The 25,383-nt window shown below is 74.9% G+C and carries 26 protein-coding genes and 1 tRNA gene; 14 read left to right on the top strand and 13 right to left on the bottom strand.

The features are described 5' to 3' along the window. Positions 1-106: 106 nt before the first annotated feature. Positions 107-766, bottom strand: a complete 660-nt coding sequence (locus ACI794_RS14945; RefSeq protein WP_456616758.1) for a DsbA family oxidoreductase — start codon at positions 764-766, stop codon at positions 107-109. A 138-nt stretch (positions 767-904) separates the two neighbouring features. Here ACI794_RS14945 and pepN point away from each other — a divergent pair, with 138 nt between their 5' ends. Continuing rightward, complete coding sequence (pepN, locus tag ACI794_RS14940) at positions 905-3,457, top strand: aminopeptidase N (RefSeq protein ID WP_456616757.1); 2,553 nt, start codon at positions 905-907, stop codon at positions 3,455-3,457. 103 nt (positions 3,458-3,560) lie between these two features. Here the strand turns inward: pepN and ACI794_RS14935 are convergent, their stop codons facing one another. The 3 genes from ACI794_RS14935 to ACI794_RS14925 are packed head-to-tail and all read right to left on the bottom strand — an operon-like array spanning position 3,561 to position 5,948. Continuing rightward, positions 3,561-4,025, bottom strand: coding sequence for a DUF5130 family protein (locus ACI794_RS14935; RefSeq protein WP_456581443.1), 465 nt, complete (start codon positions 4,023-4,025; stop codon positions 3,561-3,563). A gap of 54 nt (positions 4,026-4,079) precedes the next feature. After that, on the bottom strand, positions 4,080-4,484 hold the full coding sequence (gene ctaJ, locus ACI794_RS14930; RefSeq protein WP_456581444.1) for an aa3-type cytochrome oxidase subunit CtaJ: 405 nt from the start codon (positions 4,482-4,484) through the stop codon (positions 4,080-4,082). A gap of 30 nt (positions 4,485-4,514) precedes the next feature. After that, entirely contained in the window at positions 4,515-5,948 is a 1,434-nt protein-coding gene (locus tag ACI794_RS14925; RefSeq protein ID WP_456616756.1) for an amidase, read from the bottom strand. A 72-nt stretch (positions 5,949-6,020) separates the two neighbouring features. On the opposite strand from ACI794_RS14925, the gene ACI794_RS14920 reads away from it, so the two are divergent. Continuing rightward, entirely contained in the window at positions 6,021-7,286 is a 1,266-nt protein-coding gene (locus ACI794_RS14920) for a kynureninase (RefSeq protein WP_456601248.1), read from the top strand. On the opposite strand, the gene ACI794_RS14915 is transcribed toward ACI794_RS14920, so the two are convergent. Both ACI794_RS14915 and ACI794_RS14910 read right to left on the bottom strand, forming a co-directional pair. Then, positions 7,283-8,143, bottom strand: a complete 861-nt coding sequence (locus ACI794_RS14915) for an SCO6745 family protein (protein ID WP_456601249.1) — start codon at positions 8,141-8,143, stop codon at positions 7,283-7,285. The two genes, ACI794_RS14920 and ACI794_RS14915, sit on opposite strands and share 4 nt — an antisense overlap. Before the next feature lie 63 nt (positions 8,144-8,206). Next, positions 8,207-8,734 (bottom strand): HNH endonuclease, encoded by a 528-nt coding sequence (locus ACI794_RS14910; protein ID WP_456581448.1) that lies wholly within the window; start codon positions 8,732-8,734, stop codon positions 8,207-8,209. A 220-nt stretch (positions 8,735-8,954) separates the two neighbouring features. Between ACI794_RS14910 and ACI794_RS14905 the strand changes: the two genes are divergently transcribed. The 8 genes from ACI794_RS14905 to ACI794_RS14870 all read left to right on the top strand — a co-directional run bounded on the left by ACI794_RS14905 (position 8,955) and on the right by ACI794_RS14870 (position 17,210). Continuing rightward, positions 8,955-11,039 (top strand): prolyl oligopeptidase family serine peptidase, encoded by a 2,085-nt coding sequence (locus ACI794_RS14905; protein WP_456616755.1) that lies wholly within the window; start codon positions 8,955-8,957, stop codon positions 11,037-11,039. 152 nt (positions 11,040-11,191) lie between these two features. Then, a complete protein-coding gene (locus ACI794_RS14900) occupies positions 11,192-12,502 on the top strand; it encodes an MFS transporter (RefSeq protein ID WP_456601251.1) in 1,311 nt (436 codons plus the stop codon). Further along, positions 12,499-12,897: a globin gene (locus ACI794_RS14895; RefSeq protein WP_456601252.1), complete on the top strand. Its 399-nt coding sequence runs from the start codon at positions 12,499-12,501 to the stop codon at positions 12,895-12,897. Before ACI794_RS14900 ends, ACI794_RS14895 begins: the two co-directional genes overlap by 4 nt. A 132-nt stretch (positions 12,898-13,029) precedes the next feature. Further along, the gene (locus ACI794_RS14890; protein WP_456616754.1) at positions 13,030-14,616 is read left to right on the top strand and encodes a glycoside hydrolase family 13 protein; all 1,587 of its coding nucleotides are present in this window, start codon (positions 13,030-13,032) and stop codon (positions 14,614-14,616) included. A gap of 97 nt (positions 14,617-14,713) precedes the next feature. Next, entirely contained in the window at positions 14,714-15,277 is a 564-nt protein-coding gene (locus tag ACI794_RS14885) for a biotin transporter BioY (RefSeq protein WP_456601254.1), read from the top strand. Then, positions 15,274-16,008, top strand: a complete 735-nt coding sequence (locus tag ACI794_RS14880) for an energy-coupling factor ABC transporter ATP-binding protein (protein WP_456616753.1) — start codon at positions 15,274-15,276, stop codon at positions 16,006-16,008. Before ACI794_RS14885 ends, ACI794_RS14880 begins: the two co-directional genes overlap by 4 nt. Beyond that, the gene (locus ACI794_RS14875) at positions 16,005-16,658 is read left to right on the top strand and encodes an energy-coupling factor transporter transmembrane component T family protein (protein ID WP_456601256.1); all 654 of its coding nucleotides are present in this window, start codon (positions 16,005-16,007) and stop codon (positions 16,656-16,658) included. Before ACI794_RS14880 ends, ACI794_RS14875 begins: the two co-directional genes overlap by 4 nt. 15 nt (positions 16,659-16,673) lie before the next feature. Further along, positions 16,674-17,210, top strand: a complete 537-nt coding sequence (locus tag ACI794_RS14870; protein ID WP_456616752.1) for an MOSC domain-containing protein — start codon at positions 16,674-16,676, stop codon at positions 17,208-17,210. Positions 17,211-17,227: 17 nt separating this feature from the next. Here the strand turns inward: ACI794_RS14870 and ACI794_RS14865 are convergent, their stop codons facing one another. Together ACI794_RS14865 and ACI794_RS14860 are read right to left on the bottom strand one after the other, a co-directional pair. Further along, positions 17,228-18,361 (bottom strand): class I SAM-dependent methyltransferase, encoded by a 1,134-nt coding sequence (locus tag ACI794_RS14865; protein WP_456616751.1) that lies wholly within the window; start codon positions 18,359-18,361, stop codon positions 17,228-17,230. A gap of 258 nt (positions 18,362-18,619) precedes the next feature. After that, positions 18,620-19,033, bottom strand: a complete 414-nt coding sequence (locus ACI794_RS14860; RefSeq protein ID WP_456601259.1) for an acyl-CoA thioesterase — start codon at positions 19,031-19,033, stop codon at positions 18,620-18,622. Positions 19,034-19,104: 71 nt separating this feature from the next. On the opposite strand from ACI794_RS14860, the gene ACI794_RS14855 reads away from it, so the two are divergent. Beyond that, entirely contained in the window at positions 19,105-19,524 is a 420-nt protein-coding gene (locus tag ACI794_RS14855; protein ID WP_456616750.1) for a protein-tyrosine phosphatase family protein, read from the top strand. 31 nt (positions 19,525-19,555) lie between these two features. Here the strand turns inward: ACI794_RS14855 and ACI794_RS14850 are convergent, their stop codons facing one another. From ACI794_RS14850 to ACI794_RS14840, 3 genes are all read right to left on the bottom strand, one after another. Next, positions 19,556-20,179 carry a maleylpyruvate isomerase family mycothiol-dependent enzyme gene (locus tag ACI794_RS14850; protein ID WP_456601261.1) on the bottom strand — a complete coding sequence of 208 codons (624 nt, stop codon included), beginning with the start codon at positions 20,177-20,179 and terminating at the stop codon, positions 19,556-19,558. 235 nt (positions 20,180-20,414) lie between these two features. After that, positions 20,415-22,085: an energy-dependent translational throttle protein EttA gene (ettA, locus tag ACI794_RS14845; RefSeq protein WP_456601262.1), complete on the bottom strand. Its 1,671-nt coding sequence runs from the start codon at positions 22,083-22,085 to the stop codon at positions 20,415-20,417. A 100-nt stretch (positions 22,086-22,185) separates the two neighbouring features. Next, a complete protein-coding gene (locus ACI794_RS14840; protein ID WP_456616749.1) occupies positions 22,186-22,710 on the bottom strand; it encodes a single-stranded DNA-binding protein in 525 nt (174 codons plus the stop codon). Between the two features lie 188 nt (positions 22,711-22,898). On the opposite strand from ACI794_RS14840, the gene ACI794_RS14835 reads away from it, so the two are divergent. From ACI794_RS14835 to ACI794_RS14825, 3 genes are all read left to right on the top strand, one after another. After that, positions 22,899-22,971 (top strand) — tRNA-Arg (locus ACI794_RS14835). A 286-nt stretch (positions 22,972-23,257) separates the two neighbouring features. Further along, positions 23,258-23,467, top strand: coding sequence for a hypothetical protein (locus ACI794_RS14830; protein ID WP_456616748.1), 210 nt, complete (start codon positions 23,258-23,260; stop codon positions 23,465-23,467). 164 nt (positions 23,468-23,631) lie between these two features. Further along, entirely contained in the window at positions 23,632-24,153 is a 522-nt protein-coding gene (locus tag ACI794_RS14825; RefSeq protein ID WP_456616747.1) for a DinB family protein, read from the top strand. A 155-nt stretch (positions 24,154-24,308) separates the two neighbouring features. Here ACI794_RS14825 and ACI794_RS14820 read toward each other — a convergent pair whose 3' ends face one another. Both ACI794_RS14820 and ACI794_RS14815 read right to left on the bottom strand, forming a co-directional pair. Beyond that, positions 24,309-24,464: a DUF6131 family protein gene (locus ACI794_RS14820; RefSeq protein ID WP_456581466.1), complete on the bottom strand. Its 156-nt coding sequence runs from the start codon at positions 24,462-24,464 to the stop codon at positions 24,309-24,311. Positions 24,465-24,631: 167 nt separating this feature from the next. Then, entirely contained in the window at positions 24,632-25,336 is a 705-nt protein-coding gene (locus ACI794_RS14815; RefSeq protein WP_456616746.1) for an NUDIX hydrolase, read from the bottom strand. Positions 25,337-25,383: the final 47 nt, after the last annotated feature.

Genomic DNA, 25,383 nt, shown 5'->3' with positions numbered 1-25,383 from the left:
GTGCGGCATCCCGACAGGATGCCGCACCCCACCCGTGACGTACTGGGACGCCCACCGAACCAGGGGCTCGTCCCGAGCGTGCGAGGGACGAGGGGGTCGGGGGGCCTTACCGGGTGAGCTCCAGGGCGTCGGCCGGGACGGAGTCCATGTCGGGGCCGCTCAGCCGCGTGCGCTTGAGCTCCCAGAAGTCGGGCAGGTTGGCGAGCAGGACGGCGCCGTCGAAGGCCTTGCCGGCGTCCTCACCGGTGGGCACCCTGCTGATGACCGGGCCGAAGAACGCCACGCCGTCGATGTGCATGACCGGCGTCCCGACGTCCTCGCCGACCGGGTCCATGCCCGCGTGGTGGCTCTTCTCCAGGGCCTCGTCGTACTCGGTGGAGGTGGCGGCCTCGGCCAGCGACGCCGGCAGCCCGACCCGCTCCAGGGCCGGCGCGATGATCTCGCCCAGCTCGCGGCCCTCGTGGTGGCGGAGCGTGCCCATGGCCGTGTAGAGGTCGCCGAGCACCTCGTCGCCGTGCTCCTGCGCGGCGGCGATCGCCACCCGCACCGGGCCCCAGGCCTGCTCCATCATCTGCTGGTAGTCCTCGGGCAGGTCGCGCCCGCGGTTGAGCACCGCCAGGGACATGACGTGCCAGTGCAGGTCGATGTCGCGAACCTTGGCGGCTTCCAGCACCCAGCGGCTGGTCAGCCAGGCCCACGGGCACAGCGGGTCGAACCAGAAGTCGACGCGGGCCTTCACCGGCGCGCTCTGCACTGCCTCGGTCATCTCTGCTCCTCGCTGCGGTGGCCCGGGTCGCCGAGTGCCCGGACCGTCTGCGGTCAGGCAAGTCCCGGCGCGGTCCGGTTGTTCCCGGCCGGTGGACGGCGGGCGCCGGCGTCGTCCCCGCATGACAAGCTTCCCGGCGTGGCCGTACCCAACCTGACCCGCACCGACGCCGCCGCCCGCGCCGAGCTCCTGGACGTCCGGAGCTACGACATCTCCCTCGACGTCACCGACGGGGCCGGGCACCCCGGCGAGCACACGTTCCGGTCGACGACGACCGTCGAGTTCACCTGCCGCCGCCCGGGCGCGGAGACCTTCATCGACCTGGTCGCCGAGACGGTGCACTCGGCGACCCTGAACGGCACCGAGCTCGACGTGAGCACCTACACCGAGGAGGGCGGCCTGCCGCTGCCCGGCCTCGCCGAGACCAACACGCTGGTGGTGACGGCGGACTGCCGCTACTCGAACACCGGCGAGGGCCTGCACCGCTTCCTCGACCCCGAGGACGGGCAGGTCTACCTCTACACCCAGTTCGAGCCGGCCGACGCCAAGCGGATGTTCACCTGCTTCGACCAGCCCGACCTCAAGGCGACGTTCACCGTGCACGTGACCGCGCCGTTCGACTGGCAGGTCATCTCCAACACCGGCGGCCGCACCATCGAGGCGGGCGAGGCCGGCTCGCAGCTGGCCCACTTCGCGCCCACCAAGCGCATCTCCACCTACCTGGTGGCGCTCATCGCCGGCCCGTACGCCAAGGTCACCGACCTGCACGAGGGCATCCCGCTCGGGCTCTACTGCCGGGCGTCGCTGGCCCGGTACCTGGACCCGGAGGAGATCTTCCGGGTGACCAAGCAGGGCTTCGACTTCTACCACCGGGTGTTCGACTACCCGTACCCGTTCGACAAGTACGACCAGCTCTTCGTGCCCGAGTTCAACGCCGGGGCCATGGAGAACGCCGGCGCGGTGACGTTCCTCGAGGACTACGTCTTCCGCTCGAAGGTGAGCCGGGCCCGCTACGAGCGCCGCGCGGAGACGATCCTGCACGAGCTCGGCCACATGTGGTTCGGCGACCTGGTGACCATGCGGTGGTGGGACGACCTGTGGCTCAACGAGTCCTTCGCCACCTACATCAGCACGCTGTGCCAGGCCGAGGCGACCGAGTACACGACGGCGTGGACGACGTTCGCGAACACCGAGAAGGCCTGGGCCTACGCGCAGGACCAGCTGCCCTCGACCCACCCGATCGCCGCGGACATCCCCGACGTCGCCGCGGTCGAGGTCAACTTCGACGGCATCACCTACGCCAAGGGCGCCTCGGTGCTCAAGCAACTGGTGGCCTACGTCGGCCGCGACGAGTTCCTCGCCGGCGTGCAGCGCTACTTCCGACGGCACGAGTACGGCAACACCACGCTGGCCGACCTCCTGGGCCCGCTGTCGGAGAGCTCGGGCCGCGACCTGTCCGAGTGGGCCGACCAGTGGCTGCGCACCAGCCAGGTCAACACGCTCCGGCCGGTCTTCGAGCTCAGCGAGGACGGCCGCTACACGAGCTTCGCCATCGAGCAGTCGGCGGTCGTCGAGCACCCGGTGCTGCGCAACCACCGGCTGGCCGTGGGGCTCTACAGCGAGGGCCCCGACGGGCTGACCCGCAGCCACCGCGTGGAGCTCGACGTCGCCGGCGCCCGCACCGACGTGCCCGAGCTGGTCGGCCACCCGGCGGCGGACCTGGTGCTGGTCAACGACGACGACCTCACCTACGCCAAGATCCGGCTCGACGAGAAGTCGCTCGCCACGCTCCGTTCCCGGATCGGTGCGCTGCCGGATTCGCTGCCCCGCGCGCTGTGCTGGTCCGCGGCCTGGGACATGACCCGCGACGCCGAGCTGCCGGCCCGTGAGTGGGTCCAGCTCGTGCTGGCCGGCATCGGCGCCGAGACGGAGAGCAGCGTCATCCAGTCGCTGCTGGCCCGGGTGCAGAGCGCGCTCTCCTCGTTCGCCGATCCGGCCTGGGCGCCGACCGGCTGGGCGCAGCTCGCCGACCACGCGCTGGCCGCGCTCGAGGCCGCCCCGGCCGGCAGCGACGAGCAGCTGCTGTGGTCCCGCACGCTGGCCAGCGCTGCCCGCACGGAGCAGCACGCGGCGGCGCTGCGCGGGCTGCTCGACGGCTCGCGCGTCCCCGAGGGCCTGGTCGTCGACGCCGACGCCCGCTGGGCGTTCCTGCACGGGCTCGTCGCCATCGGCGCGGCCGGTGACGCGGAGATCGACGCCGAGGCCGAGCGCGACGCCACCGCCACCGGCATCCGTCGGGCGGCCACGGCGCGGGCCCTGCGGCCGACGGCGGAGTCGAAGGAGGAGACCTGGCAGCGGGCCTTCACCGACGAGTCCATCCCGAACGCCGTCCACGAGGCGGTGCTGCAGGGGTTCTGGCACCCGGCCCAGCGGGAGCTCACCGCCGGGTACGTCGACCGCTACTTCGCCGACATCCGCCCGCTCTGGGACCGCCGGCCGGGCGAGATCGCCAAGAACGCCGTGCAGTACCTGTTCCCGCCGATCGTGGAGCCGCGCACCATCGCGGCGGCCGACGCCTGGCTCGCCGACGCCGAGCAGCCGCCCGCGCTGCGCCGGCTGGTGTTCGAGGGCCGGGACGGCATCGCCCGCGCCCTGCGCGCCCGGGAGCGGGACGCCGCCGCCGGCAGCTGAGAGACGACGGAGGCGCCACACCCCGAGGGTGCGGCGCCTCCGTCCGGCCCCCTGCAGGCGCCCGCGGCGGGCCGGCGAGCCCTGGGGGGCAGGGGGTCCTTCTTCAGTGCGTGCGGAGCCCGGCGGGGTGCCCGGCCTGGTCGGACAGCTGGCGCAGCCCGTTGACGATGCCGCCGACCAGGTCGCCGTTGGCGAACGCGCTGGTCATGGAGAGCACCGCGAGGGCGCAGGCGCGGTCGGGCAGCCGGCGCGCGGCGCCGGCGCCGGTCACGACCTCCACCACGCGCTGGCCCGGTGAGACGGCGATGAGCACCGCGTCGGAGGGGTGGTCGCCCGAGCGGGCGTGCAGCTCCTCGGCGTGAGCGCGGGTCGGCGTGCGCAGCTCCCCGACGTAGAGGGTGAAGCGCAGCCCGGTCTCGCGGGAGGACATGGTCAGCGCCTCGTCCAGGCGGGCCAGCTCGCGGAAGCTGAACACCTCGTCGAGCCGGCCCTCGGCCGTGCGCGGGTGGAGGGTGTCGCCGACATCGGTGCCGGTGCGGGGGGCGTTGAGTTCGGGCGCGCGGGTCATCGCCGGCCTCCGGGGATGGTCGTCGGGACGTCGGGGAGAGTCATCAGGGCACCGTCACCAGGTCCCGCGGGCGCCGCCCAGCGGGCCCGCCGGCGGCGCGATGCGGGCAGCGGTGGCACCGCGGCTGTGCGAGCCGCCGGCACCGTCGCCGAGCGCGAGGCCGGCCCCCGACTCGGAGTCCAGCGCCCGCTCGCCCGGCTGCTCCGGGTACATCGACGACCCCAGCGCGGAGGTGCCGCTGCCCGGGACGGCAGCCGGGCCGTGCGCGGGCGCCGGGCCGTGGCCGCCACCGACGTGCGCCGGGTGCGGCTCGTACCAGACCGGGGCGTGGTTCCACGGCTGGCCGGGCTTGTACCGGGGACGCCGGTCGGCGCCGGGCCTGAGGGTCAGCAACGCCAGCACCAGCACGACGGCGAGCGGAATTCCGGCGTAGACGAGGAGGGTCTCGGCGACGGTCACACCCGACAACCTACCGGGACGTCGCCGTCCTCATCGGCTGTCGGTCCAGACGGCGGGGCGCCGGTGCGCCCACGGCCGCGCCTCCTCCAGCTGCGCCGAGAGCGAGACCAGCGTGGCCTCGTCGGCAGGACGGCCCACGAGCATGGTCCCGACCGGCAGGTCGTCGGCCGGCCAGTGCAGCGGGATGCTGACCGCCGGCTGCCCGGTGACGTTGAACAGCGCGGTGAAGGCGGCGTACCGCTTCTGCCGCTCGAAGTCCGGTCCGCCCTCGCCGTCCTCCCCGAACCAGCCGATCGGCCGGGGCGTCATGGTCAGCACCGGGGCGAGCAGCACGTCGTAGCCCGCGGTCGCGCGGAGGAACTGCCGGGAGAAGACGCGCAGGGCGAACATCGCCTGCATCGCGTCCCGCGCCGACAGGGCGAGTCCCCGCTCCTGCATCCAGCGGGTCAGCGGCGTGAGCAGCTCCTCCCGCCCGGCCGGGACCGGCAGCGTGGTGGCGCTGAGCGCCCAGACCCGCTCGAAGGAGGGCAGCACCGCGGGGTCCAGCAGCCCGGTCGGGACGTCCTCGACGACGTGCCCGAGGCTCTCCAGCAGCCGGGCGGCGTCCTCGAACGCCTCGGCCACCTCCGGCTCGAGCTCCACCCCGGGCATCGCCGACTCGGTGTAGCGCCCGATGCGCAGTCGGCCGGGCTCCCGGTCGGCCCAGCCGAGGAAGGTCTCGCCCGGCGGCAGCGGCGGGGCCCAGAACGGGTCGCCGATCTCGGGGCCGGCCATCGCGTCGAGCATCACCGCCGCGTCCCGCACGGTGCGGGCCAGCGGGCCGCTGGTGCCCAACCCGGTCACCTCGCTGCCGTAGGGCGCGTTGCTGATGCGGCCACGGGTCGGCTTGATGCCGTACAGGCCGTTGATGCTGGCCGGGATGCGGATGGAGCCCCCGCCGTCGCTGCCCTGGGCGAAGGGCACGAACCCGGCGGCGACGGCGACGCCCGCTCCCCCGCTGGAGCCGCCGGCGAGCCGCGAGGTGTCCCACGGGGAGCGCGCCGGCCCGACGAGAGCGTTGTCGGTGTAGCAGGGGAAGCCGAACTCGGGGGTGTTCGTCTTGCCGACGCTGATCGTGCCCGCGGCCGCGAGCCGGGTGACCACCGCGTCGTCGACGGCGGGCACGAAGTGGGCCAGCGCGGCCGAGCCGAACGTCGTCCGCACCCCGGCGGTGTTGTGCAGGTCCTTGATCGCGGTGGGGACGCCGAGCAGGGGCGGCAGCTCCCCGCCCTCCCGCAGCCGGGCCTCCGCGGCCGCCGCACCGGCCAGCGCCCGCTCGGGGGTCACGGTGATGAAGGCACCGAGCCCGCTGTCGTGCGCGTCGATGCGGGCCAGCGCGTGCTGCACGAGCTCGGTCGGGCTGACCTCCTTCGCGCGGACGGCGGCGGCCTGCTCGAGGGCGGTGAGGTCGTGCAGCGCGGTCACGGGGCGACGCTAGCCCCCGCGCATCCGGCACGGGGCCGCGGCGGCCGGGTGGGCGCGGTGCACAGTGGCGGGGTGGAACCGACCCGGGCGCACGCCGAGCAGCTCGACGCCGCCGACCCGCTGGCCTCCTTCCGCGGCCGGTTCGCCGGCGCCGACGAGGAGGGCCCTGACCGGCTGCTCTACCTCGACGGCAACTCCCTCGGCCGGATGCCGCTGGCGACGCCGGCGGCGGTGGCCCGCGTCGTGGAGCAGGAGTGGGCGCGCGGGCTGGTCGGCTCGTGGGCGCAGTGGATCGGGGCCGCGACGCGGCTGGGCGACGAGCTCGGGGCGGGCGTCCTCGGGGCCGGCCCCGGTCAGGTGCTGGTCGGCGACTCCACCACGGTGAACCTCTACGAGCTGCTGGTCGCCGGCGCCGAGGCGCGGCCGGGCCGCGACGTGCTCGTGTGCACCGCCGACGACTTCCCCACCGACCGCTACGTCGTCGCCGGGGTCGCGGCGGCGCGCGGCATGGCGGTGCGGGAGGTCGCGGCCGACATCGACGAGGGGCTGGACCCGGCGGTGCTCGCAGCCGCCCTGGACGAGCGGGTCGCCGTCGTCGTCCTCTCGCTGGTCGCCTACCGCTCCGGCGCGCTCGCCGACGTCGCGGCCGTCACCCGCGCGGTCCACGACGCCGGGGCGCTGGTGCTCTGGGACCTCTCGCACGCCGCCGGCGCCGTCCCCACCGGCCTGGACGCCTCGGGCGCGGACCTCGCCGTCGGCTGCACCTACAAGTACCTCAACGGCGGTCCGGGGGCGCCGGCCTTCCTCTACGTCCGCCGCGATCTGCAGGAGCGGCTCCGGTCGCCGATCCAGGGCTGGTTCGGCCAGCGGGACCAGTTCGCGATGGGGCCGGAGTACGTGCCGGCCGACGGCATCGAGCGCTTCGGCACCGGGACGCCGCCGGTGCTCGGCATGGCCGCCGTCGAGGTGGGCGCGGCGCTGGTCGCCGAGGCCGGGATCGACCGCCTGGCCGCGAAGGGCCGGGCCATGACCGACCTCGTCGTGGCCCTCGGCGACGCCTGGCTCGCACCGCACGGGGTGGCGCTGGCCTCCCCGCGGCAGGCGGCCCGCCGCGGCGCGCACGTCACCTTCACGCATCCGCGGGCGTGGCAGCTCACCCAGGCGCTGGTGGACCGGGGCGTGGTGCCGGACTTCCGCACCCCCGACCGGGTGCGCCTGGGACCGGCGCCGCTCTACACGCGCTTCGTCGACGCGTGGGACGCGATGGCCCGCTTCCGGGACGTGCTCGAGGACCGCTCGTACGAGGCCTTCCCCGCCGAGCGTGCTCGCGTCACCTAGGAGGGCTCGGGGACGCCGATCGGGTTGCCGGCCGGCCAGTCCCCGGCGGCGACGACAGCGCGGCGGAGCGGCTCCAGCAGCTCGGCCAGCCGGGTGCAGCCGTCGTCCCCGAGCTCCCGCCACGGCCCGGCCGCCAGCCGGTCGGTGTCGGCCTCGACGGCCGCGACCGCGGCCCACCCCTCCGCGGTGAGCTCACCCCCTGCCAGCCAGCCGCGATCGGTCAGCGCCGCGGCGGCGCCGTCCCACGCCGCGTCGTCCCAGCCGCGCGCCTTCTGCAGCCACCCGCGGTCCGAGCGCCCGGCCGCGGCGGCGAGCACGTGCGCCTGCACGCCGTCGACCTCGCGCTGCACCAGCGCGACCGCGTGCCCGTCGCCCCGGTGCTCGCGCAGCGTGGTGAGGGCCTGCCACAGCACCAGGTGGGGCTCGCCGGGCACCTCCACCGCCGTGTTCGCGGCCGCCAGCGGGCGCCCCGGCAGGTCGACGGCGGCCGCGGCCGCCGCCGCCAGGTGCGCCGCCTCGAGCGACACCGCCGAGCCGATCCAGGCCTCCCCCAGCACCCGGCGCACGGCGGCGTCCACCCCGGCCAGGCGGGCCGCGAGCGCCGCCGCCGGGGTCGCGTCGGCCCACACCGCGGGCACCCGCCGGGCCACGAACGCCGGCGCGAAGTTGACGAAGACCGCCGTCACCACCTCCGGGCCGACGGCGCCCAGCGGGGCGGCGCGGCCGGCGAAGTAGCCGGACCAGAAGCCGCGCAGCCCCGCCTCCGTGAAGGCGGTCCGCGCCTCGTCTGCGAAGTAGGTGAGCGCGTGGAACGGCTCGGCGAGCGCCCAGAGCCGCCGCGCCACGGCGGGGTTCACGGGGCGGCCCCCGTGCAGGGGCCCGCCGCGAGCGTGCGAGCGGTGGGGGGCACGGGGGTCCTCTCAGGCGCTGACGCTCTCCGGCACTCCGAGCCACTCGCGCCAGCGGGGGTCGACGGTGCGGTGGCCCAGGAGTCGCCAGGCCGCGCCGCTGGGCGTGCTCGGCGGGCGGGGCAGCTTCCAGCCGAGCTCGGCGAGCGACCGGTCCGCCTTGGTGTGGTTGCACCGGCGGCAGGCGGCGACGACGTTGTCCCAGGTGTGCGTGCCGCCGCGGCTGCGCGGCACCACGTGGTCGATGCTCGTGGCCGAGCCGCCGCAGTACACGCAGGTCTGCCCGTCGCGGGTGAAGACCGCCCTGCGCGACAGCGGCACCGACGCCGGGTACGGCACGCGGACGTAGCGGGTGAGCCGCACGACGACGGGGACGGACAGGCTCAGCGTCTCGGCGTGCACGACGTCGGCGGCGACGTCGACCGACTCCGCCTTCTCCGTCAGCACGAGCACGATCGCCCGCCGGCTGGAGACCACGCAGAGCGGCTCGTACGTCGCGTTCAGCAGCAGGGTGGCGCCCGTGGTGGCGCGCGCGGGCACGGGGACGAGCGGCGGGACGGGGTCGCGCCGCGGGCCTGGGTGACCCGCCGACGTCGACCCGGGCGCGGAACGCGGCACGGATCACCTCCGGACGCCCCGGACCGCCGGGTGCTGCACGACCCGCGGGCAGCCCCATTCTGACCCGAGAACCGCCGTGCGGCGCACTGGGAATTCCCGCGGCGCCCCGGTCGTGTCCCTGGCGGCGACTAGCGTGCCCGGCATGCGCTACCCGGACGCCCCGCGCCTGGACCTGGTCGAGGAGCTCCACGGCCACCGCGTCGCCGATCCCTACCGCTGGCTGGAGGACCCGGCCGACCCCCGCACGCAGGAGTGGTCGGAGGAGCAGGACCGCCTGGCCGGCGAGGTGCTCGCCGCCCTCCCCGCCCGCGACCGGTTCGCCGCGCGGCTCGGGGAGCTCGTGCGGGCGGGCGCCGTCGGGGTGCCGGTGTGGCGCGGCGGGCGGGCCTTCTCCACCCGGCGCGACCCCGGTCAGGAGCACGCCGTCCTGCGGGTGCGCGAGGCAGACGGGACCGTGCGGGTGCTCGTCGACCCGATGGAGCTGGACCCGGAGGGGACGACGACGCTCGACGCGTGGTCGCCCTCGTGGGAGGGCGACCGCCTCGCCTACCAGGTGAGCACCGGGGGCGACGAGGAGTCGAGGCTGTACGTCCTCGACGTCGCCACGGGGAAGGTGCTGGACGGACCGGTCGACCGCTGCCGCTACTCCCCCGTCGGCTGGCTGCCGGGCGGCGAGGAGCTGTTCTACGTCCGCCGGCTCGCGCCCGACCAGGTGCCCGCGGGCGAGGAGCAGTTCCACCGCCGGGTCTGGCGCCACCGCGTCGGTGCCCCGGTGGAGGGCGACGTGCTGGTCCGCGGCGGCACCTTCGACCCACCCGCCCTGGACCCGACGAACTACTACGGCCTCCGCACCAGCGCCGACGGCCGGTGGCTGGTCGTCTCGGCGTCGGCCGGCACCGCCCCCCGCGACGACGTCTGGCTCGCCGACCTGTCCGGCGACGGCGCCCTGCAGGAGCTGCAGCGCGGCGTCGACGCCCAGACCGCGGCCTGGGTGGCCCGGGACGGGCGGCTCTGGCTGCTCAGCGACCGCGGCGCCCCGCGCTGGCGGCTGGCGGTCGCCGACCCGGAGGACCCGGCTACCTGGGCAGCGGAGGCGTGGACCGACGTCGTCCCGCAGCAGGAGGGCGCCGTGCTCTCCGACGCGGCGCTCGTCGACGCACCGGACGGCGCCCTGCAGGTGCTGGCCGTGCACGCCGTGGACGCCACCGACCGGCTCTCCCTGTGGGCGGGCGACGGGGGTGGCCGGATCTCCGAGGTGGCGCCCCCCGGCCCGGGCAGCATCTCCGGGGTGAGCGCCCCGCCCGAGGGCGGCACCGCGGCCTGGGTCGGTCACACCGACTACGCGACACCGCCGTCGGTGCTGCGCTGGGACGCGGCGGTGCCGGAGCGCCTGGCGCCGTGGGAGTCCGCCGACGTCGCCGGGGACGTGCCGCAGCTGACCGTCGTCGAGACGCACGCGCGGTCGCAGGACGGCACGCCGGTGCACCTCTTCGTCCTCTCCGGCACCGGCGCGCCCGACCGGCCCCGCCCGGCCGTGCTGTACGGCTACGGCGGGTTCAACGTCTCGCTCACCCCGGCCTACACGGCGCAGGCGCTGGCCTGGGTCGCCGCGGGCGGGGTCTGGGCGGTGGCCAACCTGCGCGGCGGCTCGGAGCACGGTGAGGAGTGGCATCGCGCCGGCATGCGGGAGCGCAAGCAGAACGTGTTCGACGACTTCGCCGCCGCTGGGGAACACCTCGTGGCCGAGGGGTGGACGACGCACGCGCAGCTCGCCGTGATGGGCGGGTCGAACGGCGGTCTGCTGGTCGGCGCCACGCTGACCCAGCGCCCCGACCTCGCGGCCGCCGTCGTCTGCAGCGCCCCGCTGCTGGACATGGTCCGCTACGAGCGCTTCGGCCTGGGGCGCACCTGGAACGACGAGTACGGCACCGCCGACGACCCGGAGGAGCTGGGCTGGCTGCTGGGCTACTCGCCGTACCACGCGGTGCGGGAGGGGACCGCCTACCCGGCGGTGCTGTTCACGACGTTCGAGTCCGACACCCGGGTCGACCCCCTGCACGGCCGGAAGCTGGCCGCCGCGCTGCAGCACGCGACGACGGCGGAGGCCCCGGTGGTGCTGCGCCGTGAGACCTCGGTCGGGCACGGCGCCCGCGCGGTCAGCCGCACCGTGGGGCTCGCCGCCGACCAGCTGGCCTTCCTCGCCGCGCACACGGGGCTCACCGGTTGACCGGTCACCGTGTCACGGGGAGGACACGCGCGGTCGGCGGTGCAGACTCCGCCGCTCCCGCCTGAAATGATTCCGGTAATGACCGGATCACCGACCGTGCTGGCCGCCGACGGCGCGTCGCGCGCCGCCGACTGCGCCGGGCCGGGAGCACGGTGACCGCCGCCGCACCGGACGGCCGCGACGAGGGCGGCACCGTCCGCCAGGCCACCTTCCGCGAGGTCTTCGCCGTCGGGGAGTTCCGGCCGCTGTTCGGCACCTACCTGCTCTCCGCCGCCGGCGACGAGCTCGCCCGGGTGGCGTTGACGGTGCTGGTCTACGACCGCACCTCCTCGCCCCTGCTCGCCGCGCTCACCTTCGCGATCAGCCACCTGCCCTGGCTGCTCGGCGGCCCGCTGCTCTCCGCGTTCGCCGACCGGCTGCCCCGCCACCGGGTGCTCATCGCCACCGACGTCGCACGAGCGGTGCTGGTAGCCCTGATGGCGATCCCGGGCATGCCGCTGCCGGTCCTGCTGGCCCTGCTCTTCGTCGTGGGGTTGTGCGCGCCACCGTTCGAATCGGCGCGCTCGGCGCTCATGGCCGACGTCCTCGACGGCGACCGGTACGCCGTCGCGACCTCGCTCACCGGCATCACGCTGCAGCTGGCCCAGGTGGGCGGCTTCCTGGCCGGTGGTGCGCTGGTCGCCGTCCTCAACCCGTCCGCCGCCCTGCTCATCGACTCCGCCACCTTCATCGTCTCCGCGATCTGGCTCTGGGCCCGGCTCCAGCCGCGGCCCGCCCCGGTGTCCGAGGGAGGTAGCAGCCCCGGATCGCTGTGGCGGGACACCGCGGAGGGCCTGCGCTTCATCCGGCGCAGCCCCCGCCTGCTCGCGATCGTCGGCGTGCTGTGGGTGACGACCGGCTTCGTCTACGCCTCCGAGGGCATCGCCGCGCCGCTGGTGGACTCCCTCGGCCAGGGTGCGACGGCGGTCGGCGTGCTGCTGGCGGCCAACCCGCTGGGCGTCACGATCGGCGGGCTGGTGATCGCCCGCCTCGTCCCGCCGGCGCGGCGCGAGCGGCTCGTCGTCCCGCTGGTGGCCTTCTCCCTCGGGCCGGTGCTCGTCGGCGGCGTGGTCGCCGCGGCGATGGGGCCGGGCGCGGTCCCGTTCTGGGTCCTGGTCGGGATGCTGTTCCTCTCCGGGCTCGGCGCGGCCTGGTCGATCCCGCTCAACGTGGCCTTCGTGCAGGCGGTGCCCAGCGCCTACCGCGGGCGCGCGTTCGGCGTCGCCGCCAGCGGGCTGGCCGGCGTGCAGGGCATCGGTGCCCTCGCCGCGGGCCTGGCCGCCGAGGGGCTCCGGCCCGCCGTCGTGGTCGCGCTGTCGGGCGCGCTCGGAATGATCGCGGTCGCCCCGGCGCTGAGGGCCTATCGGCGGACGCGTAACCGGGCGGACGCCGCGATCGAGGCCGAGGGGGCATCCGGGGCATGAGCGAGTCGAGGCGGTCCCTGCCGTCGGCGCGGACCTTCTACGACGAGGTCGGGGGCGCGGAGACCTTCCGCCGGTTGGTGGAGCGGTTCTACGCCGCCGTCCGCACCGACCCCGTGCTGCAGCCGATGTACCCCCAGGACGACTGGGAGGGCGCCGAGGCGCGCCTGCGCGGCTTCCTCGAGCAGTACTGGGGCGGGCCGACCACCTACTCCGAGCAGCGCGGGCACCCCCGCCTGCGGATGCGCCATGCGCCGTTCGCCATCGGCCCGGTCGAGCGCGACGCCTGGCTCACCCACATGCGCGACGCCGTGGACTCCCTCGGGCTGCCGCCCGAGCAGGACGCGACGCTGTGGGGTTACCTGGAGATGGCGGCCCGGAGCATGCAGAACCGGTGAGCACGTCACCGTAGGCTTGCAGCGCCGCCGCTCGGAGCGACGACGCACGAGCCGGCCCCCCGCCGCGCCGGTCCCCTCGCCGGGACCCGGGCGCGCACCTCACCCCCGCACGTACCCGTCCAGAGGAGCCCGGTGAGCACCGAGCCGTCCCCCTTCCGCACGTCCGGCGCCGACTGGTGGCGCGAGGCGGTCTTCTACCAGGTCTACATCCGCAGCTTCGCCGACGGGAACGGTGACGGCGTCGGCGACCTGGCCGGCATCCGGTCGCGGCTGCCGTACCTGCGCGACCTCGGCGTCGACGCCCTCTGGATCACGCCGTTCTACCCCTCCCCCATGGCGGATCACGGCTACGACGTCGCCGATCCGCGGGACGTGGAGCCCGTCTTCGGCGACCTGGCGGAGTTCGACGCGATGCTGGCCGAGGCGCACGCGCTCGGCCTCCGGGTCACCGTGGACCTGGTGCCCAACCACAGCTCGCACGACCACGAGTGGTTCCAGGCGGCGCTGGCCGCCGGCCCCGGCTCCGCGGAGCGGGCGCGCTACCTGTTCCGCGACGGGCGCGGACCGGACGGCAGCGAGCCGCCGAACAACTGGCCGTCGGTGTTCGGCGGCCCGGCGTGGACCCGCGTGCCCGACGGGCAGTGGTACCTGCACATCTTCGCCCCCGAGCAGCCGGACCTGAACTTCGCCAACCCCGAGGTCGTCGCCGACCTCGAGGAGACGATCCGGTTCTGGCTCGACCGCGGGGTGGACGGCTTCCGCATCGACGTCGCGCACGGCATGGCCAAGCCGGACGGGCTGCCCGACATGGTGCCGATGGACGACACCGGGCTGCTGGACGACCACGGTCCCGGTGACCACCGGTTCGACCAGGACGGCGTGCACGTCGTCCACCGCCGGATCCGGGCGGTGCTGGACCAGTACCCCGGCACGATGGCGGTCGGGGAGGTGTGGGTCTCCGACGACGACCGGCTCGCCCAGTACCTGCGGGAGGACGAGCTCCAGCTGGCCTTCAACTTCAAGCTCCTCACCGCCGACTGGACCCCCGAGGGCCTGCGCGACGCGATCACCCACTCCCTCGCCGCGGTGGAGGGCACCCCGGCGCCGGCCTGCTGGGTGCTGTCCAACCACGACCGACCGCGGCACGTGACCCGCTACGGCGACGGCGAGCTCGGCACGCAGCGGGCCCGCGCGGCCGCGCTGCTGCAGCTGGCGCTGCCCGGTGCGGCGTACCTCTACAACGGCGACGAGCTGGGCATGCCGGACGTCGACCTGCCCGACGAGGTGCTGCAGGACCCCATCTGGTTCCGCTCGGGCGGCGCCGAGCGCGGGAGGGACGCCTGCCGCATCCCCGTCCCCTGGTCGGGCGACGAACCGTCCTACGGCTTCTCGTCGGCGGCCGAGACGTGGCTGCCCATGCCCGAGGGGTGGGGCGCACTCACCGCGGAGGCGCAGGGCGCGGACGACGGTTCGATGCTGTCGCTGTACCGAGCTGCGCTGGCCCTGCGCGCCTCGTCCCCGCTGTTCCGGGGCGAGGACCTGGAATGGGTGCAGTCACCCGACCGTTGCGTCGCCTTCCGCCGCTCCGGCGGGCTGACCTGCTTCGTCAACATGTCCGGGGCGCCCGTGCCGCTGCCCGAGGGCCGCGTGCTGCTCAGCAGCACCCCGGTCGACGACGGGAAGGTGCCCGACGACGCCGCGGTCTGGCTGCAGGCCTGACGGACGGGCCTCCGGGCGCCCACGGGCGCTCGGGTACCTTGCCGCAGGTGACGCCGGGCCGGCGACGCCTCCCCACCGGCGCACCGCAGGAGCTGACATGAAGACCCGGGACCTGGCCTACACCGCCCTCTTCGCGGCCGTCATCGCTGTGCTGGGGACCTTGCCGGCGGTCACCATCGGACCGGTGCCCATCACCGCGCAGACCCTGGGCGTGATGCTGGCCGGGAGCGTGCTGGGCGCCCGTCGCGGCTTCCTCGCCGTCCTGCTGTTCCTGGTCCTGGTGGCGATCGGCCTGCCGCTGCTGGCCAGCGGCACGGGGGGCCTCGCCGTGTTCGCCGGCCCGACCGCTGGCTACCTGTTCAGCTGGCCGCTGGCCGCGTTCGTCACGGGCTGGCTCACCGAGCGCTTCTGGGCCCGATACAACGTCGCCTGGGGCGTGCTGTTCAACGTCGTCGGCGGGATGGTCGTCGTCTACCTGATCGGTGTGCCCGTGCTCGCCGCCGTGGCCAACCTGTCGCTGGGCGAGGCGATCGTGTCCGGCGCCCTCCCGTTCCTCCCCGGCGACGCCGTCAAGGCCTTCATCGCCGCGGCGATCGCCGCTCAGGTGCGCCGCAGCTACCCGGTCATCGAGCGACCGCAGCGGGAGGTCGCCGCCCGGTGAGGTTCCGCCGGCCGGAGCCGCGGCCCGACGCCGTCGCCGATCCCGCCCGCGGGATCGAGCTGCGCGGGGTCTCCCACCGCTACGGCGACCGCCCGGTTCTCACCGACGTCGACCTGCACCTGACCGAGGCCCGCGTCGGCGTCGTCGGCGCGAACGGCTCGGGGAAGAGCACCTTCGCCCGGCTGCTCAACGGGTTGGTCGTCCCGACGTCCGGGGAGGTGCTGGTCGACGGCCTCGACACCCGAACCTCCGTGCGCGAGGTCCGCCGCCGCGTCGGCTTCGTGTTCCAGGACCCCGATGCCCAGATCGTGCACCCCACCGTCGCCGAGGACGCGGCGTACGGGCTGGAGAACCAGCGGGTCCCGGCGGCCGAGCGGGCCGAACGGGTGGCCGAGGTGCTGGCGCGGTACGGGCTCGCCGGGCACGCCGACCACCCCGCGCACCTGCTCTCCGGCGGCCAGAAGCAGCTGCTGGCGATCGCCGGCGTGCTGGTGATGCGCCCCGCCCGTGTCGTCTTCGACGAGCCGACGACACTGCTGGACCTGGTCAACGCGCGGCGGGTCGCCCGGGTCATCGAGGGGTTGGAGCAGCAGGTCGTCGTGGTCACCCACCAGCTCGACCTGCTCGACGGCTTCGACCGGGTGCTCGTCGTCGACGGCGGCCGGATCGTCGAGGACGCCGCGCCCCGCACGGCGATCGCCGCCTACCGCACGTTGATGGAGGGGCGATGACCCTCGCCCTCTACGTGCCGCGGCGCAGCCCGGTCCACCGCGTGCCCGCCGGGGGCAAGCTGCTGGCGCTCGCGGCGCTGGCCGTGCTGCTGTTCGCGGTGCCCACGCTGCCCGTGGTCGGCGCCGCCCTGCTCGGGGTGGTCGCGGTCGGCCTCGGCGTCGCCCGGCTGCCCGCAGCCGTGCTGGGCCGGCAGGCCCGCACGGTGCGGTGGTGGCTGGCGGGCCTCCTCGTCTTCCACACCCTGTTCAGCGACCTGCCGACAGCGGCCCTGACCGTGCTGCGCCTGCTCGCCCTCGTGCTGGCCGCCGCGGTGGTGACGGCGACGACGCGGGTGACGGAGATGGTGGCCGTCATCGAGCGGTTGTGCGCGCCCCTGCGCGTGCTCGGGGTGCGGCCCGCGCGGATCGGGCTGGTCGTCTCGATGGCGCTGCGGTTCATCCCCGTGCTGGCCGAGCGGGCCGAGCGGATCCGGGAGGCCCAGGCCGCGCGGGGCGGCTCGGCGCGCGGGATCCGCGGCATCCGGACCACGGTGACCCCGCTGCTGGTGCAGCTGCTGCAGATGGCGCACACGGTGAGCGAGGCCCTCGACGCCCGCGGCGCCGACGACGTCCCCCCGGCCCGGGGGCGCCGCACCCCCGCCGCCGCCTGAGCCCGGAGGTCCGCGATGGACGCTGGTTCCCTGCTCGAGATCTGGTCGACGCCCGAGGCCGCGGCCCCGCTGCGCCGGCTCCCCTCGGCGCGGCTGCTGCCCGGGACCGGGCTGGAGGGGGACCGCTACGCCCTGGGCGGTGGGACCTGGGCGCAGTACCCGGAGCTGGAGAAGCAGCTGACGCTGATCGACCGGGACGACGTCGCGGCGGTGGCGGAGGAGGTGGGCGGCACGTTCACCACTGCGGACACCCGGCGCAACCTCGTCACCACCGGGATCGACCTCCCCGCGCTGGTGGGGCGCTGGTTCGCCGTGGGCGACGCGCTGCTGTTCGGGATGAAGCGCTGCCCGCCGTGCACGCACCTGGAGCGGCTCACCGGGCTCAAGCTGGTCAAGGCGATGGTGCACCGCGGCGGCATCAACGCGGCCGTCTTCGGCGGCGCGGTGATCACCGAGGGTGCCGTCGTGCGCCTCGTGCCCGAGGACGAGGCCGCCCGGCGGGGGGCACCCACCGGCGCCGGCCGGCCGGTGCCCCGCCACGTCGACGGCTGACCTCCCCGGTCGTCCGCTCAGCCGACGAGGCGGTAGAAGCGGAAGAAGTCGTCGGCGATCGGGAGCACCTCCAGGTCGGCGAAGCCCGCCTGGCGGGCGTACCCGCGCAGCACGTCGGGGCGCATCACGGTGCCGGTGCCGACCGAGGGCTGGGAGGAGAGCCCGTCGGCGAGGCAGCACAGCACGCTGTAGCCGTACATGAGCCGTTCGACGTCGTCCCCCGGGGCGCCGAAGGTCTCCGCCACCCGTTCGTCCATGACCAGCACGTAGCCGTCCTCGCCGGCGAGCCGGCGCATGGCGGCGAGGACGTCGACCGGCCGCGGCAGGTCGTGGATGCACTCGAAGGCGGTGACGAGGTCGTAGGTGCCGTCCCGGCCGACCGTGGCGGCGTCCGCGACCTCGAAGTGGGCCCGGTCGCCCACCCCGGACTCGGCGGCGTGCCGGCGCGCGGCCTCGATGGATGGGGCGTCCACGTCGTAGCCGTCCACGGTCGCCGTCGGGTACGCCAGGGCGATGCCGATGGCCGACCAGCCCTCGCCGCACCCGACGTCGGCGACCCGGCCTCCGGCGCGCAGCGCGCGGTCCACCTCGGGCAGCGAGGGCAGGTGCTCCCGCCCGAGCGCCCCCAGGAACAGGGGCCGGTTCGCCGCCGCCTGGGCCTCGCGGACGTCGTCGCCCAGTTCCGCCCAGCTCACCCCGCCCCCGGTGCGGTGCGCCTCGGCCAGCGCGTCCACGTGCTTGCCGAGGCCCACGAGGAGCCGGGCCAGCGGGAGGACGTGGTTCGGGCTGAGCTCGTCGGTGAACGGCTCCACCGCGGCGGCGGGCAGGGCGAAGCGGCGCGCCCGTGGGTCGCCGGGATCGGATGCGGGATCGGTCGCGGTGAGGAAGCCGGTCACGGCCTGCTGCTCGAGCCACTCGCGGGTGTACCGCTCGGCCGTCCCGCACCGGGCGGCCAGCTCGGCCGAGGTCTGCGGCCCGCCGTCGGCCAGCGCCCGGTAGTAGCCGAGCCGGTCGCCGAGGTACGCGGTCTGGACGTCGAGGGTGGCCAGCACCGCCGCGAACAGCCGCTCGACGAGGTCCGCGGTGCCCCCGCCGGGTTCCGGGGGGATCCTCGGCGCGGGCGGCTGGGTGGCCGATTCGGTGGAGGTCATGGCGGGGGTCCTTCCGCTGGGTGGCGGCCTCCCCCGCATCCCCGGCCGGGGACGAGGGAGCCCGTGCCGGCCGGGCCCGCGCGCCGGGCCGACCGCCCCCGCGGGGAACACCCTGCCCCCGCCGCGGCGATCGGGGAACCACTTTTTTCGGCCCGGTCGTCCTGCGGGTCGGCCGGTCCACCACCCGGTCCCCGCACGCTCGCCCTCTGCCCACCCCGGCGGGGCAGAGCGCTACCGCCCGCCGGCCCCCTTCGCAGGTCAGCCGGCCGGCTCGTCGCTCCAGCGAGCGAGGAACTCCTTCTCCTCCGCGGTCAGGCGGCGCGGCCGGTTCAGCCCGAAGTCGAACGGCACGAGCAGGGTGCTGCCGGTGACGGCGAGCTGCCCGTGGTCGAAGAGCTCGTAGTGGCAGGTGAAGGCGGCCGCGCGCACGCCGGCGACCCACACCTGCACCTCCAGCGGATCCCGGTCGTAGACGACCGACCGCTTGTAGGCGATCTCGTGGGAGGCGACGACGAGCCCGCGCCGCAGGCCGGTCCGCTCGTCGTGGGTCGGCTGCTCGAAGAAGAGGTTGACGCGGGCCATCTCGAAGTAGCCGAGGAAGGCGACGTTGTTGATGTGCTGGTAGGCATCCATGTCCGACCAGCGCATGGGGACGTGCACGGTGTGCCTCACACCGCCACCCTGCCCTACGCCCGTCTCTGCGCGGCGCCGGGGCGGTGGTCCGCCCGGGCTAGCGTGGCCGCGTGGGGTCCTGGGCCGCGGACGAGCCGGGGGTGCTGGTGCTCCCGTCGGGGCGGCGGGTGCGGGGACGGGGGCTGCGCCGGGTCCCGCGCGGCCCGGATCCGACCTTCGGCGTCTACCTGGTCGGCCGCCCACCGGTCGTCCCGTGGGAGAGCCGCTGGGTGCGCTGGCGGGACTTCGGGCTGCCGGCCGATCCGGCCGAGCTGCGGACCTCGTTGGAGGCGGCGCTGGACCGCGCCGCCGAGGGGCGGGTCGAGGTCGCCTGCCGGGGCGGAACCGGGCGCACCGGGACGGCCCTGGCCTGCCTCGCCGTCCTGGACGGCGTCCCGCCCGGGGAGGCCGTGGAGTACGTCCGCCGCGGGTACCGGCGCCGCGCGGTGGAGACGCCGTGGCAGCGCCGCTTCGTCGAACGTTTCGGCTGACCCGCCGGCGGCCGGGCATCGGGGCCGGGCGTCATCCGGGGAGGCGCCGGGCCAGCCGCTCCCGGCCGGGTCCGGAGAGCTCCTCGACGACGCCCCGGCGGCCGGCCACCGCCATGAGCAGCGCCTCTCCCGTGCCGCCGACCTCCGGACCGCGCCCGAAGGCCCAGTCCAGATCGGTGGCCACCAGCCGCACCCCGCGCACGCGGACCGCGCCCAGCAGGGTCGGGGAGAACAGCGCGGTGCGCAGCGCCGGCACGAGTCGTTCGGCCGGGATCTGCCGGGGCAGGCCGAGGGGGCGCCGGATGTCCTGCTGGTGGATCATCCCGTCGGTCAGCGCGATCGCTCCGCCCAGCCCGGCGGTCAGCCCGGCGGGCGTGAGGTGGTCGTCGAGGAGCGCGAGGAGCTCGGCGGGGGTCCGCGTCCCGTACTCGCTCAGCCCCACGGCGTTCGTGCGGTCCACCGTGAACCGGCCGCGGGTGAACCGCCGGGCCAGTTCGCGCGGACCGAGCTCGTCGTAGCTGAGCACGTGCGCCACCACGTCCCGCACCGACCAGCCCTCGCACAGCGAGGGGGCGGCCCACTGCTCGGCGGTGAGGCCGGTCAGGAGGGCGCGCAGGTCCTCGCGTTCGGCGCGGGCCATGCTCATCAGGCTCATGCGCGCTCCGGTGCGGTCGCGGTCGTGCCGCTGCACGACGAGGTGGCGCGACCCTAGGGAAGCCGGGCCCGCCGGACCAGGGGTCGCCGGACCGGTCGACCCGATCCCGGCCGGAGACGCCGACGGCCGGCCCGGAGCAGGTGCTCCGGACCGGCCGTAGGCGAGTCGAGGGAACGGCTCCTTCGCAGGGCCCCGCCGCGAGCCTGCGAGCGGTGGGGGGCGAAGGAGTCCTTCTTCAGTCGCGGCTGAGCTTGCGGTAGGTGGCGCGGTGCGGTCGAGCCGCGTCGGGGCCGAGCCGCTCCACCTTGTTCTTCTCGTAGTCGGCGAAGTTGCCCTCGAACCAGAACCACTTCGAGTCGCCCTCGTAGGCGAGGATGTGCGTCGCCACGCGGTCGAGGAACCACCGGTCGTGGCTGACGACGACGGCGCAGCCGGGGAACTCCAGCAGCGCGCCCTCGAGGCTGGTGAGCGTCTCGGTGTCGAGGTCGTTGGTGGGCTCGTCGAGCAGCAGCAGGTTGCCGCCCTGCTTCAGGGTCAGCGCGAGGTTCAGCCGGTTGCGCTCACCACCGGAGAGCACGCCCGCCGGCTTCTGCTGGTCCGGGCCCTTGAAGCCGAACGCGGCGACGTAGGCGCGCGAGGGCATCTCGACGTTGCCGACCTTGATGTGGTCGAGACCGTCGGAGACGACCTCCCACAGCGTCTTCTTCGGGTCGATCCCACCGCGGCTCTGCTCGACGTAGGAGAGCTGGACGGTCTCGCCGACCTTGATCTCGCCGTCGTCCGGCTTCTCCTCGCCGACCAGCATCTTGAACAGCGTGGTCTTGCCGACCCCGTTCGGGCCGACGACGCCGACGATGCCGTTGCGGGGCAGCGTGAAGGAGAGGTCGTCGATGAGCACCCGATCGCCGAAGCCCTTGGTCAGGTTCTTGGTCTCGACGACGACGCTGCCCAGGCGCGGGCCCGGCGGGATCTGGATCTCCTCGAAGTCCAGCTTGCGGAACTTCTCGGCCTCCGCGGCCATCTCCTCGTAGCGGGCCAGGCGGGCCTTGCTCTTGGCCTGGCGGGCCTTGGCGCCGGAGCGGACCCACTCCAGCTCCTCCTTGAGGCGCTTCTGGCGCTTGGCGTCCTTGGCGCCCTCGACCTGGAGGCGGGCGGCCTTCGTCTCGAGGTAGGTCGAGTAGTTGCCCTCGTAGGGGTAGGCGCGGCCGCGGTCGAGCTCGAGGATCCACTGGGCCACGTTGTCGAGGAAGTACCGGTCGTGGGTGACGGCGACGACGGTGCCGGCGTACTTCTCCAGGTGCTGCTCCAGCCACGCGACGCTTTCGGCGTCGAGGTGGTTGGTCGGCTCGTCGAGCAGCAGCAGGTCGGGCGCCTCGAGCAGCAGGCGGCACAGCGCGACGCGGCGGCGCTCACCACCGGAGAGGACGGTCACGTCGGCGTCGCCGGGCGGGCAGCGCAGCGCATCCATCGCCTGCTCGATGCGGGCGTCGAGCTCCCAGCCGTCGGCGTTCTCGATGACCTCCATGAGCTCGCCCTGCTCGGCCATCAGCGCGTCGAAGTCGGCGTCGGGCTCACCCATCGCCGCGCTGACCTCCTCGAAGCGGCGCAGTGCGTCGCGGAGCGGCTTCACCGCCTCCTCCACGTTGCCGCGGACGTCGAGCTCCTCGTTCAGCGGCGGCTCCTGCAGCAGGATGCCGACCGTCGCGCCGGGCGCGAGCGTCGCGTCACCGTTGGAGGGCTGCTGCAGACCGGCCATGATCTGCAGCACGGTCGACTTGCCGGCGCCGTTGGGGCCGACGACGCCGATCTTCGCGCCGGGCAGGAACGACAGGGTGACGTTGTCGAGGATCACCTTGTCGCCGTGCGCCTTGCGCGCGCGGACCATCGTGTAGATGTACTGAGCCACTGGCTATTCGAGCCTTCCGTCGTCTCGCGAGCGGGGGCGGGGCCGCGGGTCGCGACCCCACCCCGTACGTTCTCGCCTCCGATCCTCCCAGCCCGGGCAACTAGGCGTGCGCGGACTCCTGCGAGGGATCGGGGCCGTCCACGGAGGACAACGCCGCACCCTCCCCCACGTAGTCCCACCCGGCCACGGGGGCGTCGGGCTCGGTGTCGTGGCCGGGCTCGGCGGGGGAGCCGGGGGTGTTCCCCGCGGCCGCATCGGGCGCCCGACCGGACCGGTCGCGCTTGAACACCGCCATGCCCTTGGCGAGGTTCGGGCCGACGGCGTACGCCCGGATCTGCGGCTTGCTCCGCGGTCCGTTGTCCGACTCCCAGCTGTGCGTGGTCAGGGCGCCCTGGACGATCACCGGGTCGCCCTTGCTGATCGACCCGGCGACGTTGCCGCTGAGGCCGTTCCAGCACTCGACGTCGATCCAGAAGGTGCCGGAGTCGACGTACTGCCCGAGGCCGGCGTCGAACCGGCGCGCGGTGGAGGCCATGCGGAAGTTGGTCACCGCGCCGTTCTGCGTGACCTTGCGGCGCGGGTCGTCGGCGACGTTGCCGACGACGGTGACGATGGTGTCGTTCACGGTGCTCCTCGGGGGTGCTGCGCCGGACGGCGCGACCGGCGCGCTGCCGGTGTGCCGTCGACCCTGGCCGCCGTGCCCGGCGACGGGGAGGTCGTCCCGGGAACTGTGGACTCGGCTCCCCCCTGTGGACGACGCCGGCGCCCACCGCCGTCACCACCTCGGCGGGCGGTGCGATGATCGGCGTCCGAGCGCCCGTAGCTCAGCGGATAGAGCAGGTGCCTTCTAAGCACTTGGCCGCAGGTTCGAGTCCTGCCGGGCGCGCCGTCGAGCCTCCCTGCTGCGGGCGGCCCAGGGGCTCGTTCCACCGGCGGTCCGGATCGGGTTGATCCCTGTGCCCCGCCCCGGGCAGGGCGATGCCTGGTCGCCGCCGCCGTCTGCGGCTGCACAGGCCATCCCCTGAGCCACGTCCACCCGTTCGGGATGGGGCCGGTGCCCGCGTGACGCCCTGACCCTCGGCGTCACTCGGCTCTGCCGAGGCGAGGCGAGCCGGCGCGCCGATCGCTGGCGACCCCTTGCCCTCGCGCGGTGCGTGACCTACGAAAAGCACGTGGACAGATCCGCCAGACGCCCGAGCCCGACGTTGTACTTCGTCCTCGGCACGATGTGGGCGGTGCTCGCCGTCGGCGGGTGGGGCACGTCCGGCGGCACGTTCGCGACGGTGCTCTTCGTCCTGCTGGCCGTCGCGAACCTGGGCCTGGCCACCTTCCTGGTGCGGAAGCAGCGGCGCACCGCGAGGACCGACGTGGTCGAACGGTGACCGTCCTGAGCTCGGCGTGGTTCCGCCGCCGGGCGAGCGGTCCGCGCTCAGGGCCCGTGGGTGGCTGACCGCCGAGGCGACCAGCACCCGGGTCGTCGCCCCCGTGCCGCAGGATGCGCGGCGACGGAGCCCACCCGCGCCTCGACCCCCTAGGAGAGGTCCCGATGACACCTGCCGACCACCGCACCGAGCCACCGCTGACCGGTGACGAGGCGACGCTGCTGACGAGCTTCCTGGAGTTCCACCGGCAGACGCTGCAGTGGAAGTGCGCCGACCTCACCCCGCAGCAACTGGCCACGCGCGCCGTACCCACGTCGGGGCTCACGCTGCTGGGCATGGTGCGCCACCTCGCGGCGGTGGAGACCGGCTGGCTCGTCGGCTTCGGCGGGCTGCCCCTCGACCTCTGGCCCGGGGTGGTCCGGGACCACGAGGAGCAGTTCGGCGTCGACCCGACCACCGTCACCGCCGACGACGTGACCGCGGCATGGACGACGTGGCGGGCAGCGGCCGACGCTGTCGGCGAGGTCGCCCGCCGGTTGCCCCTGGACACCGAGGACCGGCCGTGGGGCCGCGACGACACCTTCTCGCTGCGCTGGATCCTCCTGCACCTGGTCGAGGAGTACGCCCGGCACAACGGCCACGCGGACCTGATCCGGGAGGCGCTGGACGGGGCCACCGGCGAGTGACCCGGCCGGCGGTGACCGAGGGCGGCCGCGCGGTCGGCGGCGGAGCGCCGGGCGCCGGACGACGGCGAACCCCCGGCCGCTCGGTGCAGCCGGGGGTTCGCCGTCCCGCCGTGTCGCCGGTACGGGTCTCCATGGGGAGCCCTGCACCGCGGAGGTCAGAAGTAGTGTTTCCGCCCTCCGACCGCACGTCCGGTGGCGCCGAGGACGTAGAGGACGGCTCCCACGACGAGGAGGATGATCCCGATGGTCCAGAGGATCGAGATGTCCAGGACGAAGCCGAGCAAGAGCAGGATCAGGCCAAGGATGAGCACGCGCGTCTCCGTTCGGTTCCTGCAGTCTGCGGTCTGCAGTCGAGGCGGCGAATAGCCACCTCGGCGTCCCCGCCAAACCGGCCCGCCCGAGGTTCACCCGTTCGTGATCACGGCTCTGCCGCCGTCGGACGCGCTGTGGCACAGGCAAGCGCTCGGCCGCGGTGCCGTCAGCGCGCGACCGGGGGCTTCAGGACGGCGAAGGGGTCGGTCACCTCGAGGGTCGTGGTGACGAAGCGGTAGAGCGCTGCCGGCCGGCCGCCCGCGCGGCCGGGCGCCGCCAGCTCACCGGTCGCCTCCAGCACGCCGCGCCGCAGCAGGACGCGCTGCAGGTTGGTGGCGGTCACCTCGTAGCCGAGCGCGGCGACGTAGACCTCGCGCAGCTCGGCGATCGAGAACGTCGGCGGGGCCAGCGCGAAGGCGACGTTCGTGTACGAGAGCTTCGCGCGCAGCCGCTCCAGCCCCGACCCGACGATCGAGCCGTGGTCGAACGCGGTCTCCGGCAGCGCGTCGACCGGGTGCCAGGCGGTGTCCTCGGGCAGCACCGGGTCCAGGTCACCCGGGACCAGGCCCAGGTAGGCGGTCGCCACGGTCCGGCTGCGCGGGTCGCGGTGCGGATCGCTGCGGGTCTCGAGCTGCTCCAGGTGCGCGAGCTGGGCGACCTCGACCTTCGAGGCCAGCTGCCGGCCCACGGAGGCGCCGAGGGTCTCGTCGGCCAGGAGCGGCCCGCCCGGGAGCGCCCACGCCCCGGCGAAGGGCTCCTTGGCGCGCCGCCAGAGCATCACGTGCAGCCGGGCGGACCGGACCTGCAGCACCACCGCGAGGGCCTGGTGCGGGAAGGCCGGCCGCTCGGGCGAGGACCACACGGACGTCACGGAATCCATGCTAGGTTTCCGGGCACAGGTTTTCGCCTCACAGTAAG

It is taken from the genome of Blastococcus sp. SYSU DS0541, from assembly GCF_054050875.1.
Note: the sequence above shows the minus strand (reverse complement) of the source record. Positions and strands in the feature narration are given on the sequence as shown.